Annotated in this window: 24 protein-coding genes; 23 read left to right on the top strand and 1 reads right to left on the bottom strand. The window is 47.3% G+C overall.

Annotated features, from left to right (window positions below; genetic code table 11):
- The 4 genes from NYE72_RS21820 to NYE72_RS21805 all read left to right on the top strand — a co-directional run bounded on the left by NYE72_RS21820 (nucleotide 1) and on the right by NYE72_RS21805 (nucleotide 3,819).
- Nucleotides 1-1,071, top strand: coding sequence for a Xaa-Pro peptidase family protein (locus NYE72_RS21820; RefSeq protein WP_036682862.1), 1,071 nt, complete (start codon nucleotides 1-3; stop codon nucleotides 1,069-1,071).
- Between the two features lie 47 nt (nucleotides 1,072-1,118).
- Nucleotides 1,119-1,676 carry an elongation factor P gene (gene efp, locus NYE72_RS21815; protein ID WP_038572538.1) on the top strand — a complete coding sequence of 186 codons (558 nt, stop codon included), beginning with the start codon at nucleotides 1,119-1,121 and terminating at the stop codon, nucleotides 1,674-1,676.
- Nucleotides 1,677-1,823: 147 nt separating this feature from the next.
- Nucleotides 1,824-2,372 (top strand): dihydrofolate reductase family protein, encoded by a 549-nt coding sequence (locus NYE72_RS21810; RefSeq protein ID WP_036682857.1) that lies wholly within the window; start codon nucleotides 1,824-1,826, stop codon nucleotides 2,370-2,372.
- 193 nt (nucleotides 2,373-2,565) lie between these two features.
- Nucleotides 2,566-3,819, top strand: a complete 1,254-nt coding sequence (locus NYE72_RS21805) for an aspartate kinase (RefSeq protein WP_036682855.1) — start codon at nucleotides 2,566-2,568, stop codon at nucleotides 3,817-3,819.
- Between the two features lie 134 nt (nucleotides 3,820-3,953).
- Here the strand turns inward: NYE72_RS21805 and NYE72_RS21800 are convergent, their stop codons facing one another.
- Nucleotides 3,954-4,820: a YitT family protein gene (locus NYE72_RS21800; protein WP_081382367.1), complete on the bottom strand. Its 867-nt coding sequence runs from the start codon at nucleotides 4,818-4,820 to the stop codon at nucleotides 3,954-3,956.
- A 323-nt stretch (nucleotides 4,821-5,143) separates the two neighbouring features.
- Between NYE72_RS21800 and NYE72_RS21795 the strand changes: the two genes are divergently transcribed.
- The 19 genes from NYE72_RS21795 (at nucleotide 5,144) to NYE72_RS21705 (ending at nucleotide 18,969) form a co-directional block, all read left to right on the top strand.
- The gene (locus NYE72_RS21795; RefSeq protein ID WP_036683194.1) at nucleotides 5,144-5,386 is read left to right on the top strand and encodes a YqhV family protein; all 243 of its coding nucleotides are present in this window, start codon (nucleotides 5,144-5,146) and stop codon (nucleotides 5,384-5,386) included.
- Nucleotides 5,387-5,468: 82 nt separating this feature from the next.
- Nucleotides 5,469-6,470 carry a stage III sporulation protein AA gene (gene spoIIIAA, locus NYE72_RS21790; protein ID WP_036682854.1) on the top strand — a complete coding sequence of 334 codons (1,002 nt, stop codon included), beginning with the start codon at nucleotides 5,469-5,471 and terminating at the stop codon, nucleotides 6,468-6,470.
- A complete protein-coding gene (gene spoIIIAB / locus NYE72_RS21785; protein ID WP_036682851.1) occupies nucleotides 6,463-6,981 on the top strand; it encodes a stage III sporulation protein SpoIIIAB in 519 nt (172 codons plus the stop codon). The genes spoIIIAA and spoIIIAB overlap by 8 nt, the downstream gene beginning before the upstream one ends.
- A 13-nt stretch (nucleotides 6,982-6,994) precedes the next feature.
- Complete coding sequence (gene spoIIIAC / locus NYE72_RS21780; RefSeq protein WP_036682849.1) at nucleotides 6,995-7,198, top strand: stage III sporulation protein AC; 204 nt, start codon at nucleotides 6,995-6,997, stop codon at nucleotides 7,196-7,198.
- A gap of 7 nt (nucleotides 7,199-7,205) precedes the next feature.
- Nucleotides 7,206-7,595, top strand: a complete 390-nt coding sequence (gene spoIIIAD / locus NYE72_RS21775; RefSeq protein ID WP_036682847.1) for a stage III sporulation protein AD — start codon at nucleotides 7,206-7,208, stop codon at nucleotides 7,593-7,595.
- Between the two features lie 44 nt (nucleotides 7,596-7,639).
- Nucleotides 7,640-8,872 carry a stage III sporulation protein AE gene (gene spoIIIAE, locus NYE72_RS21770; RefSeq protein ID WP_036682845.1) on the top strand — a complete coding sequence of 411 codons (1,233 nt, stop codon included), beginning with the start codon at nucleotides 7,640-7,642 and terminating at the stop codon, nucleotides 8,870-8,872.
- 27 nt (nucleotides 8,873-8,899) lie between these two features.
- Nucleotides 8,900-9,676: a stage III sporulation protein AF gene (spoIIIAF, locus tag NYE72_RS21765; RefSeq protein ID WP_036682842.1), complete on the top strand. Its 777-nt coding sequence runs from the start codon at nucleotides 8,900-8,902 to the stop codon at nucleotides 9,674-9,676.
- A 43-nt stretch (nucleotides 9,677-9,719) separates the two neighbouring features.
- The gene (gene spoIIIAG, locus NYE72_RS21760) at nucleotides 9,720-10,364 is read left to right on the top strand and encodes a stage III sporulation protein AG (RefSeq protein ID WP_036682839.1); all 645 of its coding nucleotides are present in this window, start codon (nucleotides 9,720-9,722) and stop codon (nucleotides 10,362-10,364) included.
- A 67-nt stretch (nucleotides 10,365-10,431) separates the two neighbouring features.
- On the top strand, nucleotides 10,432-11,349 hold the full coding sequence (locus NYE72_RS21755) for a SpoIIIAH-like family protein (RefSeq protein ID WP_036682837.1): 918 nt from the start codon (nucleotides 10,432-10,434) through the stop codon (nucleotides 11,347-11,349).
- Between the two features lie 147 nt (nucleotides 11,350-11,496).
- Nucleotides 11,497-12,006, top strand: coding sequence for an acetyl-CoA carboxylase biotin carboxyl carrier protein (gene accB / locus NYE72_RS21750; RefSeq protein WP_036682835.1), 510 nt, complete (start codon nucleotides 11,497-11,499; stop codon nucleotides 12,004-12,006).
- 54 nt (nucleotides 12,007-12,060) lie between these two features.
- Nucleotides 12,061-13,404 (top strand): acetyl-CoA carboxylase biotin carboxylase subunit, encoded by a 1,344-nt coding sequence (gene accC / locus NYE72_RS21745; RefSeq protein ID WP_036682831.1) that lies wholly within the window; start codon nucleotides 12,061-12,063, stop codon nucleotides 13,402-13,404.
- Between the two features lie 115 nt (nucleotides 13,405-13,519).
- Complete coding sequence (locus NYE72_RS21740) at nucleotides 13,520-13,936, top strand: Asp23/Gls24 family envelope stress response protein (RefSeq protein ID WP_036682829.1); 417 nt, start codon at nucleotides 13,520-13,522, stop codon at nucleotides 13,934-13,936.
- Nucleotides 13,937-14,010: 74 nt separating this feature from the next.
- On the top strand, nucleotides 14,011-14,550 hold the full coding sequence (amaP, locus tag NYE72_RS21735; protein ID WP_036682827.1) for an alkaline shock response membrane anchor protein AmaP: 540 nt from the start codon (nucleotides 14,011-14,013) through the stop codon (nucleotides 14,548-14,550).
- 15 nt (nucleotides 14,551-14,565) lie between these two features.
- On the top strand, nucleotides 14,566-14,799 hold the full coding sequence (locus NYE72_RS21730) for a DUF2273 domain-containing protein (RefSeq protein ID WP_036682825.1): 234 nt from the start codon (nucleotides 14,566-14,568) through the stop codon (nucleotides 14,797-14,799).
- Nucleotides 14,800-15,056: 257 nt separating this feature from the next.
- Nucleotides 15,057-15,509 (top strand): transcription antitermination factor NusB, encoded by a 453-nt coding sequence (nusB, locus tag NYE72_RS21725; RefSeq protein WP_036682824.1) that lies wholly within the window; start codon nucleotides 15,057-15,059, stop codon nucleotides 15,507-15,509.
- Between the two features lie 42 nt (nucleotides 15,510-15,551).
- Entirely contained in the window at nucleotides 15,552-16,409 is an 858-nt protein-coding gene (gene folD, locus NYE72_RS21720) for a bifunctional methylenetetrahydrofolate dehydrogenase/methenyltetrahydrofolate cyclohydrolase FolD (protein ID WP_036682821.1), read from the top strand.
- 11 nt (nucleotides 16,410-16,420) lie between these two features.
- On the top strand, nucleotides 16,421-17,800 hold the full coding sequence (gene xseA / locus NYE72_RS21715) for an exodeoxyribonuclease VII large subunit (RefSeq protein WP_038572529.1): 1,380 nt from the start codon (nucleotides 16,421-16,423) through the stop codon (nucleotides 17,798-17,800).
- On the top strand, nucleotides 17,778-18,035 hold the full coding sequence (xseB, locus tag NYE72_RS21710; RefSeq protein ID WP_036682818.1) for an exodeoxyribonuclease VII small subunit: 258 nt from the start codon (nucleotides 17,778-17,780) through the stop codon (nucleotides 18,033-18,035). The genes xseA and xseB overlap by 23 nt, the downstream gene beginning before the upstream one ends.
- Nucleotides 18,022-18,969 (top strand): polyprenyl synthetase family protein, encoded by a 948-nt coding sequence (locus NYE72_RS21705; protein ID WP_052097217.1) that lies wholly within the window; start codon nucleotides 18,022-18,024, stop codon nucleotides 18,967-18,969. Before xseB ends, NYE72_RS21705 begins: the two co-directional genes overlap by 14 nt.
- Nucleotides 18,970-19,054: the final 85 nt, after the last annotated feature.

Here is a 19,054-nt window from a genome sequence, read left to right as displayed (position 1 = left end):
ATGGGTAACGAGCGCGTCTCCAAGCTGCGTAAGGTTTTGCAGGATAAAGGATTGGAAGCAATGTTGATAACCAGCGGTTATAACCGCCGCTATTTAAGTGGATTTACCGGATCGTCCGGTTATGTATTGGTGACAAGCGATGATTGTTATCTGCTAACTGACTTCAGGTACATGACACAGGCTGCGGATCAAGCGGTAGGAGTTAAGGTTGTAGAGCATGGTCCTAAATTTATTGATACAGTACGCGAGTTGCTGCCAACAGGCAGTGAGGTACGTGTTGGTTTCGAACAGGATGATGTCTCATTCAGCGCTTATACCTCATATGCGGAAGCCCTTAAGCCGGCAGTGTTAGTTCCAGTTTCCAAAGCCGTGGAAGACCTCCGTATGTTCAAGGATGCTGAAGAGCTTGCTGTTATGCAACGTGCAGCTGATCTGGCTGATGCTACATTCAATCATATTCTGAATGTGATCAAACCAGGCATGACTGAAAGAGACGTCGATTTGGAAATGGAATTCTATATGCGTACCCACGGGGCAACTGCGTCATCTTTTGATACGATTGTTGCTTCAGGTGAACGTTCGTCCATGCCGCATGGCGTAGCAAGCAGCCGTGTAATTCAAGGTAATGAATTTATTACGCTTGATTTCGGCGCATTACTCGATGGATACTGCTCAGATGTGACTCGTACCATTGCACTCGGAGCTCCAGATCCGAAGCTAAAAGAAATCTATGATATTGTGCTGGAAGCTCAGCTACATACGTTGGCACATATCAAACCGGGTATGACTGGACGGGAATGTGATGCACTGGCACGTGATATCATCGCTAGCTACGGATATGGTGATCAATTTGGACATAGTACGGGTCATGGACTTGGAATGGAAGTTCATGAATGGCCGCGTTTGTCCAAGCTGAGTGACGATATCATGCAGCCGGGAATGGTCGTTACTGTAGAACCAGGTATCTATTTGCCGGGGATTGGCGGAGTACGTATTGAAGACGATATTGTGATCACCGAGAGCGGAATATCGCTGCTGACCCATTCGTCCAAAGAATATACAGTACTGTAAGTAAGAAAAAGTAGTGGTTTAATTATCGAATTCAGGAGGGATTTTTAGTGATTTCAGTAAACGATTTTAAGACAGGCTTGACCGTAGAGGTGGACGGTGATATTTTTACCGTTCTTGATTTCCAGCACGTTAAACCAGGTAAAGGTGCAGCGTTCGTTCGCTCTAAGCTGAAAAACCTGCGCAATGGTAACACTGTCGAGCGTACTTTCCGTGCAGGTGAAACTATTGGCCGTGCTATTATTGAGAACCGTGGCGTGCAATATTTGTATGCAAGCGGATCTGAGCATGCTTTCATGGACAACGAAACCTATGACCAATTCGAATTGTCCAGCAAGCAGCTTGAATGGGAATTGAACTTCCTTAAAGAGAACATGACTGTAAACATCATCAGTTACCAAGGTGAAATCCTTGGGATCAACCTGCCTACCAGCGTAGAGCTGAAGGTTGTTGAAACTGAGCCAGGTGTGAAGGGAAATACAGCTCAAGGCGCTACTAAATCGGCCAAGCTTGAAACAGGTCATTCTGTACAAGTTCCTTTGTTCATCAATGAAGGAGATGTGCTGCTTATTGATACTCGCGAAGGTAAATATATCTCCCGCGCGTAGGAAGCATCATACTTGCTGAACTTATAACCAATCAGCCTCCCCCGTTATTACGGTGGGGGGTTTTTGGTATATAAACGAGGATGCATGAGGAACAGTATGGGTGTGGGATATTATACTTACGAATTAAAGGATTAGAAGGAGGCGCATATGAGAAAATTAATTATATCTCAGTTCATATCCCTTGATGGTGTTATGGAAAATCCACAATGGACCTTCTCATTCGGAAGTGAAGAACAGGAGCATTTCAAATTTGCTGAACTGAAAGCTGCTGACGCTCTAATGTTAGGACGGACAACCTACGAAGGTTTTGCAGAGGCTTGGCCAAATATGGTTGAGCAGACGGGTGAGTACGGTGAAATGATGAATGGATACGCTAAGTACGTAGTCTCCACAACTCTCGAAGAAACAACATGGAGCAATTCAAGCTTGATCAAGGGCGATCTTGTTCAGGAGGTGTCCAAGCTGAAGGAGCAGCCGGGGAGAGATATTCTCGTTTTTGGCAGTCGTACGCTTGCGCAGAGCCTCATGCAGCTTGGCCTTGTCGATGAATATCAGCTTCTGGTCTTCCCGATTCTGCTGGGTAGTGGTCAGCGCCTGTTCGATAACGTTGGTGAAGAGAAGACGTTGGAGCTAGTGGACTCCAAAAGATTCAGCTCTGGAGTGATGGCCCTGACTTATCGACCTGCTTCTCAATAAAAAACTGGAAGACGGGTGAAATGAGGTCAGCTAGTGTCTTGAAGCTGACCTTATCTTTTTGTTAGCTTCTGGAAAATCAATAATTTTTTAATGAAATCATTAACGCATTACGCTATTTTCGTATTATACTGGTTTAAAGCGGGAAACCGATTAGAAGCAACTACATAGACCGATATGGGGAGTGAGTGGGACTTTGTCACTTTATGTTATGAAATTCGGAGGCAGCTCCGTCGGCGACACAGAACGCATGCAACGTGTTGCCAAGCGCATCGCAGACAAGCAGGATGAGGGACATCGCTGCGTTGTAGTTGTATCTGCTATGGGGGATACAACAGATGATTTGATCGATACGGCGAAGCAATTAAACGGGCAGCCGCCTGCACGTGAAATGGATATGCTGATGACAACAGGAGAGCAGATTTCCGTTGCTCTTTTGTCCATAGCTCTTCATGGGATCGGGCGGAATGCAGTATCTTATACAGGATGGCAGGCCGGGTTCCGTACAGACGAAACTCACGGTAGAGCTCGTATCAATGATATTGATCCACACCGTGTAGTAGCGTCTTTGGAACGCGAACAGATCGTTATCGTTGCCGGTTTCCAAGGGATGACTTTGGATGGTGAGATCACTACCCTGGGCCGCGGAGGATCGGACACGACAGCTGTAGCCCTTGCGGCTGCTATTCAAGCAGATGTATGTGAGATTTATACCGACGTTGATGGTATTTATTCTACAGATCCACGCATTGTGAAAACAGCCCGCAAGCTGAACGAAATCTCTTACGATGAGATGCTAGAGCTTGCCAATCTGGGAGCGGCCGTACTACATCCGCGTGCAGTGGAGTATGCTAAGCGTCATCAAGTTAAGCTGGTCGTTAGATCGAGCTTTAATCATAATGAAGGTACTGTTGTGAAGGAGGAAGCAAGCATGGAGCAAGGTGTCGTAGTTAGTGGGATTGCTTATGATAAGAATGTAGCGCGTGTCAGTATTCTAGGAGTACCTGATGTACCGGGTGTACTCGCTCAAGTCTTCGGCAAGCTGGCTGAAGAAGGCGTAAACGTAGATATCATTGTACAAAGTGGTGTGCAGAATGAGCAGGCTGACTTCTCATTTACAGTTTCACTTGATGAACTGGATCGTGCGAAGGAAGTAATTAAAGAAATCCATAAAACTTTACCTTACCGTGAAGTGACGTCCGAGGATAACCTCGTGAAGGTTTCTATTGTTGGCGCGGGTATGGTTAGCCATCCTGGTGTTGCAGCTCAAATGTTTGATGTACTCTCCCAAGAGGGCGTAAGCATTAAGATGGTCAGCACGTCAGAGATTAAGGTTTCTTGTGTAATCGAATCCGGCAATTTGCCATCGATCATTCAGGCGCTTCACACCGCTTATAATCTGGATACAACTGAGCAGGCCTTTGTTGGTGGTCCTAAGGATCGTCGTTAAGAGCCGTTTAATCAATAAAAAGGGAGATCCTACAGCTACTTAGCTACGGGGTCTCCTTTTTGGGCATCAGCTATAAATGAAAAGGAACGCTGCAGGTTTGAATGCAGCGTTCCTTTTTACATCTATATGGGTATTTATCCTAAACGTCTAAATCGGCCTAGAATTTCAACAGTCTCAAGTACATTGACGAAAGAGCTTGGATCCGTCTCAAGGATAGTCTTACGCAGCTCTGACAGCTCATAGCGGGTCGTTACGGTCATCAGCATTGTATTGCCCTCGTGACTGTAACCGCCCTCTGCGTTGACTACTGTGATGCCATGAGGCAGCTCTCTAAGACGATTCAGCATTTTATCCCGTTCCTTGGTAACAATGAAGCAGGTTAGCTTGACATGACGAATATGAATCATATCAACCACTCTGCTTTTCACAAAAATACAGAGCATAGCGTATAAGGCTGAGTCCCAGCTTTTAAAGAAGCCTAAACTCAGAATAACGATCCCATCCATTACGAAGAGTACATTCCCAATAGGAATATCCCGCTTACGTGTAATAATCGAGCCTAATATATCAAATCCTCCAGATGAGCCCCCGGCACGGAGAGAAAATCCAACCCCGCCAGCAATAATTACGCCGCCAAAAATACTAGCCAAAATCGGGTCTTTGGTCACTTTCACCGCAGGAATAATTGTCATGAACCAGGTGGTAGCTAAAACGGAAAGCATGCTTAGTAAGATGTACTTTTTCCCCACTGCAATAAATCCCCAGATCAGAACAGGAAGGTTTATCGCAAAATAAATGATTGAGATGTACTTCGGATTAGTTACATACCCAATGACTGAAGCCACCCCCGCTACCCCGCCGCTTAGCAGTTGATGAGGAATTAGAAATAATCTCATCCCTGCGGCGACTAAAAAAGCTGAAAAAATAATGATTGCCGCTTCTCTTACTGGTCTGACTACGGACCGCATGCTGAGCGGTAGCCCGTAATTTCGAACGTGCATGACACAAATCCCCTCTTTTTCTTATGTCTTTTTAGTTTGCCTTTTTTTGAAAATATAAACTCACTATATTTCCAATTAAAAAGGATACCACAGATGAAGGTGTTCGTAAAAATTATTTTATCGTACTGATTATATTTATTTATGAACCCACTCACTATGAATTCTTTCACAGTCTGATCTGTAAATCTGTCATTTCTCATTGTCTAAAGTGAAAAAGCCACGCATATCCATGAATAATAGAAAGCTAAACAAGCCTCAGATGTCTTTTGGTATGAATGAATTAGTAAAAGGAGTGGAGTAGATTGGACAAGTATGTAAGCTGGATGGCGACTCTGCGGTTGTTCTCGGGCAGTGCAGAGATTATAGCTGCGCTGATAATGCTCAGATTAAATCAGGTCGATAAGGCGCTGGCTGTCAATTCTGGACTGGCTTTGGTAGGCCCGACCATATTGATATTGACGACAGCAATTGGCCTGACTGGGATGGCACAGCAGCTGTCATGGAGCAAATTAGGCTGGGTGGGCTGCGGTGTAGCCTTTCTCTTAATCGGGATTTTGAAAAAATGATAGATGATAGGCATATTAGGCGCGTACAAGCATAAATATGGAATAAAGCAATTAAGTAGAGGACAGCTTGGGGGTACTTTGTATGGCAGATGACTGGCTGCAATTGTTTCCTGAAAAAGTAAGAGCGCTGTTAAAGTGCCTTCCCCTTCCGCTGCTAGGAATGGTGGAGGAGATTCGTGTCCGTGAAGGTCGTCCGCTGGAAATTAACTACTCTGGTAAATATCACTTTCTAAGAGTGAATGGCAGTTTGACGCAGAGGCCTGAAGAAGCTTACAAGCCGGATCGGGAAGACACTCATCGACTGCTAGATCTGATCAGCAACCATTCGCTATATACGATGGAAGAAGAGCTGAGAAAAGGATTTATTACGATTCCCGGCGGTCATCGGATAGGACTTGCTGGTCGGACAGTACTGAGTGGCGGAGGTGTAGAACATCTTCGTGATATCACTGGCTTTAATGTCCGTATTGCTCGTGAAGTACCTGGAATCGCAGATGGAGTGCTGCCTTATTTACTGGACAAGGGGCGGCAGCGAATGATGCACACCTTGATTCTCTCCCCTCCACAACATGGCAAGACTACCCTACTCCGCGATCTCGCAAGACAAATCTCCTTAGGAGAATTGGGCAAGCGCGAAGGGAGTAGACCGGGGCTGAAGGTGGGAATTGTTGACGAACGGTCTGAAATTGCTGGCAGCCGGCGTGGTGTTCCCGCCTTTGACGTGGGTCCGCGGACAGACGTTCTTGATGGCTGTCCCAAGGCAGAAGGCATGATGATGATGATCCGGTCGCTATCTCCAGATGTATTAATCGCGGATGAGATTGGCCGTCCTGAAGATGCCGAAGCGGTTACCGAGGCACTGCATGCCGGAATATCTGTCATTGCTTCCGCTCACGGAAAAGATGTAACAGAGTTGGCTCGTAGGCCGGGTCTTGGAGGACTGCTGGAACAAAAGATGTTCGAGAGATATGTCATACTCCATCGTTCAGAAGCAGGCCTCACGTTTCGTATTCTGGATGGCCAGAAAAGAGGAATGCTGCTTATCTCTCCCGGGGACCGACTAGGTGGTGATTTGCATGCTTAAGCTGTTCGGTGCTGTGCTCATTGTGGTGGCTGGTACGCTTGCAGGTCTCCAGTTTGCTCGTCAATATGCAGACAGGCCCAGACATATCAGAGGTTTAATAGCAGCACTACAGCGGTTGGAAACAGAGATCATGTACGGCTTCACCCCACTGCCGGAAGCCATGCGGCGGATTGGGAATCAGTCTAAGGACCCGCTGAAATCGTTGTTTGTCAAAACAGCGGAGGAGATGAGCCCTCCCTATGACAGAAGCGCCCAGGATGCCATCCAGCGGGCGATGGAAGCATATTGGAAGTCTACCGCAATGAAGGGGACAGAAAAAGAGATTCTTCGCCAGCTCAGCTGTACTCTCGGCACAAGCGATAGGTCGAATCAGAGCACTCATATCGCGTTAGCATTGCAGCAATTGAAGCAGGAGGAGTCGGTGGCCAGAGAGGATCAAGGCAAATATGAAAAGTTAAGTAAAAGCCTGGGTCTGCTGCTTGGAGTACTGATCGTCATTTTGATCTTTTAGCGAGGTGCCAGGAATGAATATTGAAGTCAATGCGATTTTTCAAATTGCCGGCATTGGCATAATTATCGCCATGATACACACGGTGCTCAAACAGATGGGAAAAGAGGATTTCGCACATTGGGTCACCGTGATCGGGTTCGTAGTCGTGCTGTTCATGGTGATTCGTATGCTGGACGGGTTGCTGCAGGAAATAAAAACGATCTTTCTTTTTCAATAGGCGTGCTATGGAGATTATTCAAGTTGTTGGGATTGGGCTGATATCGACCATATTGATTCTCGTACTGAAGGAACAAAAACCGATGTTCGCCTTCCTTCTTGCTACTACAACAGGAATTCTAATTTTTATGTTTCTGATCGGCAAGATCGGAATGATCCTCTCTACACTGGAGCGGGTGGCTGAGTCATCGGGGATGGAAATGATTTATTTGAAGACTGTTTTCAAAATCATCGGCATTTCCTATATCGCGGAGTTCGGTGCACAAATTGTACGAGATGCCGGTCAGGAATCCATTGCTTCCAAAATAGAACTCGCCGGCAAAGTGCTAATTATGGTACTAGCCGTACCCATCATCAGCATCATTATCGAAACCGTCATGAAACTACTGCCTGCTTAAAGCAATCGTAAAGAGAGCTGAGCAACGAATCGGGAGGAGAAATTATGCAAGAGCGCAGTGTTTTCCGTCCTCCAAAACTAAAAATAATACTGCTGCTGCTTCCATTCTTTTTCATTCTATGGTTTGCAGGTACAGCTCAGAGTGTGCAAGCTTCCTCAACACCAGAATCCGGCAGTTCTTCCCCGGTAGACCAGTGGGTCAAGAGCCAGGTGAATAATTTGCCAAAAGATAAAGTGGAGTCGTATTGGGATCAGCTGATGAAGGATTATGGTGGTTTTTTCCCGGACGGGGCCACACCTACGCTAATGGACATGCTGCTTCCAGGAGATAAGGGGCTCAGCTTAAAGGGTGTGTTATCTGGGCTTCTAGGCTTTATGTGGCATGAGGTTCTGTACAATGGAAAGCTGCTCGTGACGATTGTGATGATCAGTGTGCTCAGCATGATTCTGGAGACGCTGCAAACCGCTTTTGAGCGAAAAACGGTCAGTAAGGTCGCTTATACGCTCTGTTATATGGTGGTGCTGGTTATTGCCGTGAACAGCTTCAATATCGCTATTGGTTATGCAAAGGATGCTATCGACCGGATGATCGATTTCATGATGGCGATGATTCCACTGCTGTTTGCGCTGCTGGCTTCGATGGGGAATATCGTTACAGTCTCTGTCACCCATCCGTTAATTGTTTTTATGATTCATACGGTTGGCACCATGATCCACACCCTTGTTTTTCCGCTTCTGTTCTTCTCGGCTGTGCTGCATCTGGTCAGCGCATTGTCGGAGAAATATAAACTAACCCAGCTGGCTAACCTGCTGCGAAACATCGGTGCTGGACTGTTAGGTGTACTGCTAACTGTGTTTCTAGGTGTAATTTCCGTTCGAGGGATAACAAGCTCAGTAACGGATGGGGTCACCATTCGGGCCGCCAAATATATTACAGGGAATTTTGTTCCGGTCATCGGCAAAATGTTCGCGGATGCCACAGACACAGTAATCTCAGCTTCACTGCTGGTGAAGAATGCGATCGGGTTATCGGGTGTCATTATCATATTGTTCCTGTGTGCTTTTCCGGCAATCAAAATCCTGGTGCTTGCCCTTATCTACAACATAGCCGCCGCTGTGATGCAGCCGCTGGGAGAGACACCGATTGTAGTCTGTCTCCAGACGATTGGAAAAAGCATGGTGTACGTATTCGCTGCTTTGGCTGCTGTTTCCTTAATGTTTTTTATGGCGGTTACGATCATGCTGACTGCGGGCAACTTGACCGTAATGATGAGGTGAAGCAACAAAACCTTTAGGAGGGAAACCATGAGCTGGTTGGGCGATTGGCTGCGGGAGATCATCCTGGTTGTGCTGTTGGCGTCATTTGTTGAATTGCTGCTCCCAAGCAAATCCATGGAGCGTTATGCAAGATTGGTGCTAAGTCTCCTAATCCTGCTCACGATGCTCAGCCCTATCGTCTCTCTCCTGAAAGGTGATGCAATCTCCGAACTGAGTGTCGCTATGGGACAGCAAGAGAAAGAAGGCGGTTTGTTCACTGGCGGAGGGAAGGGAGACCCATCCTTGGAACAGATTCTGGCAGATGGGCAAAAGCTTGCACAAGGCCGTCAGGAACAGAGTCTGCAGCTCGCTGCCGAAGAGGTGGCGGGTCAGATGAAAGAGCAGATTATCAGCGAGACCGGCAAACGCGGGGTTAATGTCACCGTAACGCTGGGCATGGGGAAGTCTGGCGGCACCGGTAAGGAAGATGTTCCTGTCATTTCTAATGTAAAGGTCTCTATGCCTCAGACATCGGCTAACTCCCCGGGTACTTCCGGAGCTTCCAGCACAGCGACTACAGCACCCATTACAATCACTCCTGTAGCACCTGTAGAAGTTAAAATTGGCGCTAATCCGGGAGATAACGTAGAGAGTGAAGCGACATCATCAGACGAACCTAATAAAGCAGTGAACGGAACTGTGGCTGAAGACAGCGCGTCCTCGAGTGAAATGGAGTCCATTGTAAAGCTGCTGGAACTGAAGTGGGATTTGGATCCCAAAGTCATTCAGGTGGATGGCGGCGTGGCTAGTAACGTCAAATCATGAGCTTACGGTTTCTAAATAACTATAATTTTTAGGAGGGATGGGAGTGGGCAATTGGCTGAAAAAGCTTGAGCAGTGGGCTGGGGGTGGGGCCGGCAGTCCGAAGAGAAGTCATACCTTTCGCTGGCTGATCATTCTGGGACTGCTGGGCGCAGCGATCATGCTATTCAATTCCTTCGTCAATGTGAAGAGGATTGATAACGAGAATACAGGGCGCGAGCCGCCGCTGAATCAGTCCTCACAAACGGCGTTGGTGCAGAGTGATCCAACCACAACAACCAATTCGTTCGACAGCATCGAACTAGCGATGGAGAACCGGATGAAGGAGATTTTGGAGAAAATCGTTGGCGTTGGTACAGTCGATATCATGGTTACAGTGGAGTCTACAGAAGAAATTGTCGTGGTGCGTAATATGAATGACTCCCAGCAGCTTAGTGAAGAGACGGATGCCAGTGGGGGAAAACGTCATACGACACAATATACGAGGGATGGCGAAATCGTAACCTACTCGCAATCAGGGGACGAAACACCCATTGTGACGAAGCGGATTAAACCTCAGGTACGCGGCGTACTGGTAGTTGCCAAAGGGGCAGAGAACAAGGTTGTTCGTGGACTCGTCGAGCAGGCTATAGAAAAAGGCTTGAACGTCCCGATCCAGCGCATTTCAGTAGTACCACGCAAACAAGAGTAGCAGGAGAAAGTCAATAAGTGAGTGCTTCCGAAGCAGCCACTAGATTAAATTTTAGGAGGAATATGGAATGAACGGCAAAAGACAAACGATATGGTTGGTTTCTATGCTCAGCTTGATGGTGGTCCTCTCTGCATACTATTTATTCACTGAAGACTCAGGTGCTTCGATTCCAAAAGACACGGCTGGCACAATGCAGGTTGATTCCCTGAAAGACACAGCAGGTGCAGCGTTGCCAACGGTTGGTGACAAAGGTGTTGTTGTGAACGAAGTTGTTAGTCAAGGCGATGTTGTTGCTGATGAAGGCGTTGTAGATAGCACTACTGGCGCCGCTACTACGGACGACAGCGCTACTGCCGCCAAAACGGATGACAGTGCTGCTACCGCTAAAACGGATGATAGCACTACTACTGCTAAAACGGACGACAGTACAACTACAGCTGCTAAGGACGATAGCAGTAAAGCTGCCGCAAATAGCAGTGACTCAGAGAAGGCAACAACCGACACTGCTGCTAAAGATGCCGCGAAAACAGATACATCTGCTAAAGATACAGCCGCAAATACAACCACCAAGACTCCAGCCAAAAATGACAAAGAAATTCTCGATGAAGTAGCTTCTCAAAGTGTATCGGCGAGCAGCATGTTCACTAACTACCTTTATGAACGTGAGCAAAAGAATCTTAAGAACCAACAAGACTTGCTTGCTTTGATTAATGACATGGATAAAACACCTGCTGATAACGCAGTCGCTCAAGAACAACTTCTTAATCTTGAAGAAAAAGAATCCAAAATTACCGGTATCGAAGAACAGCTTCAACAAAAATATGGAGAAGCGATTGTAAAGGAAGAAGCTGGAGACAGCTACAAAGTGGTTGTTCTCAGCGACAAACTGGATGTAAAACAAGCGGTTAGTATCGTGGATCTCGTAATGAAGGAACTCAGTGTATCTCAAGATAAAATTAGTGTACAATACGTTTCCGAGCAATAATAAGCTGTAAAATTAAAAGAAAAATGACGAAAGAGCTCGGGTTGCCCCGGGCTCTTTCCATTTTTACCGATTGTGATATAATACATAAAGTTATCTTGTCCGCTTAAGAAGTGGCTTCGAGAGAAAGCTGAAGGAGTGAACTGATATATGTTCAAGTTGAGCGAAATTAAGGAATTGATTAAATTGCTGGACCAGACCTCCTCTGTACATGAGTTGGAGATCGAAAGCGAAGGAATGAAGCTTGCAATTCGCAAACCGGATCGCCCTGAAGCTGATGGAACAGCAGTACAGGCGACTCCTTATGCTGCCTATCCCTTTACGCCTGCCCCGCAGCCGCAGAGCGTACCGCAAGTATCCTATCCGGTAGTTGGTGAAGTTCCTCCAGCGCAGCAGCCACAAGCAGCTGATGAAGGCAAACTACATAAAATTGTGTCTCCAATGGTGGGGACCTTTTATAGTGCCGCTTCTCCGGAAACGCCTTCGTTTGTTAATGTTGGAGACCGTGTAAGTGAAAAATCAACGGTTTGCATTATCGAGGCGATGAAACTGATGAATGAGCTGGAAGCGGAGATCAAAGGTGAAATCGTGTCTGTACTTGCTGAGAACGGTCAGCTTGTAGAATATGGTCAACCACTATTCTTGGTTAAACCGGAATAAATACCGCAGACTACTTAAGGAGCGGAAGCTTCGCAAAACTTTGGGAGGAAACGCATGAACATTCAAAAAGTGTTGATTGCCAACCGCGGCGAAATCGCGGTCCGCATTATTAGGGCCTGCCGTGAACTGGGCATTTCCACCGTCGCGGTCTATTCGGAACCCGACCGGGATTCACTGCATGTCCGGTTGGCTGATGAAGCTTACTGCATCGGTCCGATGCCGGCCAAGGACAGCTATCTGAACTTTACAAATATTATGAGTGTAGCCACCTTAACGGAATGTGATGCCATCCATCCTGGCTATGGATTTTTAGCTGAAAATGCGGATTTTGCAGAGATTTGTGAATCTTGCAATATTATCTTCATAGGACCTTCTCCAGATGCCATAAACCGTATGGGTGACAAGGCTGTGGCGAAGGAAACCATGAAACTGGCTGGAGTTCCGATTATCCCGGGCTCAGATGGTCTTGTAGGCGATGTAGAGGAAGCTGTCATGCTGGGCCGCGATATTGGTTACCCAATCATCGTTAAGGCTACTGCGGGTGGCGGGGGTAAGGGAATACGGATTGCTGAGGACGAGGAATCTTTGGTGAAGCAGATCACTGCTGCACAACAGGAAGCACAAAAGGCGTTTGGTAACGCTGGTGTATATCTGGAGAAATTCCTAACAGGCATGAAGCATGTGGAGATTCAGATTATTGCAGATAAACATGGCAATGTAGTGCACTTAGGCGAACGGGACTGCTCCGTGCAGCGTCGTCGCCAAAAGCTGATTGAAGAGGCACCTTGTTCAGTGCTCACACCTGAAATTCGTGAAGCAATGGGTAATGCAGCAGTTCGAGCAGCACTTGCCGTGAATTATTCGGGAGCCGGAACACTTGAATTCCTGCTTGGACCGGATGGACAGTTTTACTTCATGGAGATGAATACTCGTATTCAGGTCGAACATCCAGTAACGGAAATGGTTACAGGCGTGGATTTGATTAAGGAAATGATTTCTGTAGCAGAAGGCAATCCGCTGTCATTCACTCAGGAAGATATCGTGATTAATGGCTGGTCGATTGAATGCCGTATAAATGCTGAAGATCCAGAGCGTAATTTCATGCCTTCACCAGGAAAAATCGGCTTTTATTTGCCACCCGGAGGCCTTGGCGTTCGTGTAGATAGTGCGGCGTACCCAGGATATACGATTTCCCCTTTCTATGATTCTATGATTGCAAAACTGATTGTATGGGCTCCTACACGTCAGGAAGCGATTGCGAAGATGAAGCGCGCCTTGGCTGAATTCGCCGTGGAAGGCATTCATACTACCATCCCTTTCCATCAGAAACTGTTGGAGCATCCTGTATTTTTGGATGGTAACTTTGACATTAAGTTTCTTGAAGAGTATGAAATTTAGGACGACTTCGGTTTGTTTGTCATAAAGTTCGTCAAATGATATAGTATGTTTAATAAGAGACGTGCTTTACGCTTGAAATCATGAACAATCTTTCTTGAAAGGTGTGAAGTCTAAAATGAGTACATTGCCGACAGAATACGAACGGACGGAAATCGGTGAAATCCAGATTGCTCCTGAAGTAATCGAGGTTATTGCAGGTCTGGCGACCGTTGAGGTTAAAGGTGTAGCAGGTATGAGCGGCGGATTCGCCGGTGGTATTGTTGAACTTCTTGGACGTAAGAATCTGTCCAAAGGAGTTAAAGTAGAGGTTGGACAACGTGAAGCTGCGGTGGATGTTTCTGTAATTATTGAATATGGCAATCGCCTTCCTGAAGTGGCTGCTGAAATTCAACGTAATGTTAAGCGCTCCATCGAGACTATGACTGGTCTGACTGTTGTGGAAGTGAATGTGCATATTCATGATGTGCAATTCAAGAACAACAACACTGTAGACAAGAACGAAGAAGCTGAAACGATTCTTCGTGTGAAATAGCAGTCATCGTTCTTCCATAAACCCCCGACAGCAAAGTCGAGGGTTTACTCTAATTTAAGGAGGTTATGAGACTCGTGGCAAAAATTTTGGACAGACTTTTGCTGTTTGTCTACAGCTTAAGTATCGGAATACTATCTGTTATTGCCATCCTCCTCTTAAGCGGTGCGATTCCTAGAACTTTGGAGATTGAGAATGGACCAGCAGCTTATATTACAGCAATAATAGTAGCAGTTGTCTTGTTCCTTCTGAGCATCCGATTTTTCTACATCTCTCTGCGCCGTGATCGCGCTTCATTGCCTTCGGTCGATCAGCGTACAGAGTATGGGGATATCCAGATTTCAATGGAAACCATTGAGAATCTGAGTCTTAAGGCTGCTGGTAAAGTGAAGGGAATCAGAGATCTCAAGTCACGTATTCGTGTCTCTCAGGCTGGCCTTGAAATTACAATTCGTGCAGTAGTGGACGGTGAGCATTCATTACCGCTGCTTACGACAGAAGTACAACGTCAGGTGCATGATTTCGTGCAGGAGACAACCGGCATTCCGGTTGCTGATGTGTCTGTATATATTGCTAACCTCACGCAGTCTCCAAGCTTCAAAAGTCGAGTGGAATAGAGGTGAGTTTCCCTTATGTCTTGGAAAGAAGTATGGGAAAGTCACGGGGGTAGAATCGCCGGAGTGACTTTCGGCATTGGTCTGGGTTTGATTTATTTAATTTGCGGTTTTTGGGATATGCTGTTCTTTGCACTGGTAGTGTTCATCGGATATACGCTCGGCAAAAGAAAGGATACCGCGCAAGCGCCCCTGTTTCAATGGCAGGAGTTGGTTTCGCGATTATCCGGACGCTGGCGTCCCTTTAAGTGAACCGCGATAGTCTTTTTCCCGGAGCAGGAAACCGTAAGTTTGTGTTGTCCGTTGCCCCCGGAAGAAAGGCATTGCGGTTTTTTTGCGACAAGGGATAGGTATATTTGCGAGCTTCCTCTGAAGGTATCTTCGCTTTGTGCAATAATCCTCACAGGATTAGGGAAAGAATGAATAAGTGTGAAGCGATATTTAGGTCGTAGACGTTGTTGCAGTACAAGTGAATATTTTAATGCGATATAAGATTTTAGGAGGAACACATGAAAAGACGTATAGCTAGAGAGATTATTGTCCAAAGCCTGTATCAGATGGAAATGAACGATGTGGAAAGCGCGGAAGCCGTAGAAATGCTGCTCGAGGAAGCTTCAGAAGAGAATGAAACCGAACGTGTAATCACGGACGAGATTCAGCTTAAACACTATGTGGTAGAGCATGTGAATGGGGTATGGGAGCACAAGGTAGCGATCGACGATATACTTGAACATTACCTGAAGGGCTGGCAAATGAGCCGTCTGTCACGTGTGGATCGTCAGATTCTACGTTTAGCAGCGTATGAAATGGTGTTCGCCAATGATGTGCCTGCGAAGGTTGCGGTGAATGAAGCGATCGATTTGGCCAAGCATTTTGGAACGGATGATTCCGGGAAGTTTGTTAACGGAGTACTCGGCAAGATGATCCAAGAGATAGATACTATTAAAGCTGACCATTCTTAATTTATAAACCATAGTAAAGTATATAAAAGGGGAGAGACTAACATGACAGCAGCAATCATCAGTGGTAAACAAGTATCCGAGGAAATTCGTATTAGCATTGCCCAAGAGGTTGCTGAACTGGCGAAACGCGGCGTAAAGCCCGGTTTGGCTGTTATTCTAGTAGGTGAAGACCCGGGATCTCAGGTTTATGTTCGCAATAAGGAGAAATCTTGTATCAGCTTAGGATTCCATTCGGAAGTGCATAAATTGGATGAATCCACTTCTCAAGAAGAACTTCTGGCACTGGTAGCAGAGCTAAACGGACGCGATGATATCGACGGAATTCTGGTTCAACTCCCATTGCCTAAGCATATCGAGGAGAAGGCTGTTATTGATGCAATCTCCGTGGAAAAGGATGTAGACGGCTTTCACCCTGTCAATGTAGGCAACCTGGTCATCGGTGCCGACAGTCTTCTTCCATGTACTCCTGCAGGAGTAATCGAACTGATTAAACGTACAGGAACAGGTATGGCAGGTAAACATGCCGTTGTAATTGGTCGTAGCAATATTGTAGGAAAGCCAGTTTCCCTCTTGTTGCAACGCGAAAATGCTACCGTAACTATGTGCCATTCCCGTACAGCTAATATGCAAGAGATTAGCCGTCAAGCGGATATTTTGGTTGTAGCGATCGGACGAGCTAATTTCATTGATGCTTCCTATGTGAAGCCGGGTGCTGTTGTCATCGATGTGGGCATGAACCGTCTGGATAACGGTAAACTCGCAGGTGACGTTGATTATGAAAGTGCAAAAGAAGTTGCCGGATACATCACGCCTGTTCCAGGCGGGGTTGGACCGATGACTATTACAATGCTGATGAGCAACACGCTGATTGCGGCTAAACGCCGTCACGGCCTGGAATAGGGGTAAGATTCATGGCGGCAGAGCGGCAGGTTTATTCGATAAAAGAACTCAACCGTTATATCCGCATGAAGCTAGACTCGGATAATTTACTTTCGGATGTGTGGATTCGCGGAGAGATTTCCAACTTTACACATCATGGCAGCGGGCATATGTATTTCACACTTAAGGATGAGAGCAGCCGCATTAAAGCGATTATGTTCGCTTCTCATAACCAGCGGCTGCCTTTTATTCCGAAGGAAGGCGCTCGGGTAATTGCCAGAGGTAATGTGACCGTCTATGAACGGGATGGGCAATATCAGTTCTACGCCACACATATGCAGCCTGATGGGATTGGCAGTTTATATCTGGCCTATGAGCAGCTGAAGAGCAAGCTTGAAAAAGAAGGCCTTTTTGCAGAAGCTCGCAAGCGTTCGTTGCCGCGGTTCCCGAAGTGTATTGGTGTGATTACATCCCCAACAGGAGCAGCTGTACGAGATATTGTGATTACGCTTCAGCGGCGGTTTCCGCAGGTAGCTATTGTAATCTATCCCGTACTGGTGCAAGGCAAAGGCGCTGCGCCTTCGATAGTGAAGGCGATTGGCGCGCTGAACGCCATGGGTGAAGCCGACGTGCTTATCGTCGGCCGCGGCGGCGGTTCGCTGGAGGAGCTGTGGGCGTTCAACGAGGAGGAAGTCGCACGAGCGATATCGGCATCAAGGATTCCGGTCATCTCGGCCGTCGGCCACGAGACCGATTTCACGATTGCCGATTTCGCCGCCGACCTCCGCGCGGCTACGCCCACAGCGGCCGCTGAGCTGGCCGTGCCTCATGCCGGCGAGCTAGCTGCGCAGCTTCGCCAGCTGCAGCAGCGGCTGCGCCAAGCGCTGCAACAACGCGCCCAGCGTGGACGCGAGCGCCACTCGGTGCTGCAGCGCTCGCTGGCGCTGGCAGGCCCGCGCCGGACGCTGATTCAGCACACGCAGCGGTTGGACATGCTGCGTGAGCGGCTCCAGCGCTCAGCGGATGCACGGCTCAGCCGTTCCCGCGAGCGTAAGGCGGTGCTGCATCACAGTCTGCAGCGGTTCCATCCGCGCGACAGTGTTGCCGCAGCACGTCAGCGCACGGACAGCATGCGCCGTGAGTTAATGGGCGCTATGCAGGCTCGTTTGCAGGAGAAGCGATCTCGCTATGTGGCAGAGATTCGTCACCTGGATGCGCTGAGCCCGCTAAAAGTAATGTCGCGCGGCTACAGCTTAGTGTATGACGAGGCGGAAGAACATTTAATCAAATCGCTGACCGAAGTGCAGCTTGGCGATCTTGTGGTGATAAAGATGAATGACGGACAGCTGAACTGCCAAGTATGGGGGATGAAGGAGGATGGCAAAGACGATGACGAAGGAAGCGGAACTTGATTTTGAAGGCGCTATGGACCGACTGGAGGAAATCGTTCGTGAGCTTGAACACGGCGACGTTCCTCTGGAGAAGGCCATCGATTTATTTCAGCAGGGCATGAAGCTGTCGCAGCTTTGCGGCAGCAAGCTGGAACAAGTAGAGCGTAAGATCGAAATGATTACCCAAGAGGACGGAGAACTGCGCAAAAAGCCGTTTGGTGCACGTCTGGAAGGGGACGCCGATGAATCGCTTTGAGAATGATCTGGAGGGAAGGTCCGCAAGTGAAAGCATGCGGCAGCCGCTGGAGGATTACATCGCATCGATAAGTGATTTGCTCTCACAGGAGCTTGAGACTATTCTTCCCGCAGCATGGACGGTTCCGGAAAATTTACAGCAAGCGATGAAGTATTCGCTAATGGCAGGGGGCAAACGCCTCCGGCCGCTGCTTGTGATCGCTGCTTGTGAATCACTGGGAGGCAGCCGTGAAGCAGCCTTGCCTATTGCTGCTGCTATTGAGATGGTACATACCTACTCGTTGATTCATGATGATCTGCCTGCCATGGATAATGATGATTATCGGCGCGGCAAGCTGACGAATCATAAAGTCTTTGGTGAAGCGTCAGCTATTCTTGCGGGTGATGCGCTTTTGACCCATGCTTTTTACAGTGTGGTACAAGCCTCCCGTAAATTTGGCATCCCTGCTGATAATGTTTTATCCATAGTGGAGGATCTGGCGGAAATGGCGGGTCCACGCGGCATGGTCGGCGGTCAGATAGCAGATATGGAAGGCGAGCAAGGACTAACAGATCTTGCACAGCTGAAGTATATTCATCTGCATAAAACCGGAGATTTAATTATCTTTTCGTTGTTAGCCGGCGGACGTATCGCAGGGGCAACAGAGAAGCAGCTTGAAGCTCTGCGTGATTTTGGCACAAGCATCGGACTCGCTTTTCAAATTCAGGATGATATTCTTGATTTGGTTGGAGATGAAGGCAAGCTTGGTAAAAAAACAGGCAGCGATATCAAACAGCAGAAGGTAACCTACCCTTATTTTATTGGGTTAGAGGAATCTCGTGCTGAGGTGAAGCAGCTTACAGAAGCAGCTCAAAATGCTGTGCTGAATGGCGGTTTTTACGACAACCAGCGCCTGCTGGAAATTGCAGATTATTTAATGGCACGTGATCACTAAGTATGAACTTTCGAAGCGGCTGTATTTCGACAGCCGTTTCGTTTGTGTTATAATGGTTTTTATATATTTTACAACATCTAGGAAA

It is taken from the genome of Paenibacillus sp. FSL L8-0333 (assembly GCF_037965665.1).
Classification (GTDB): domain Bacteria; phylum Bacillota; class Bacilli; order Paenibacillales; family Paenibacillaceae; genus Paenibacillus_AQ; species Paenibacillus_AQ odorifer.
The sequence above is the reverse complement of the archived record's forward strand: the minus strand, read 5'-3'. Positions and strand labels throughout refer to the sequence as shown.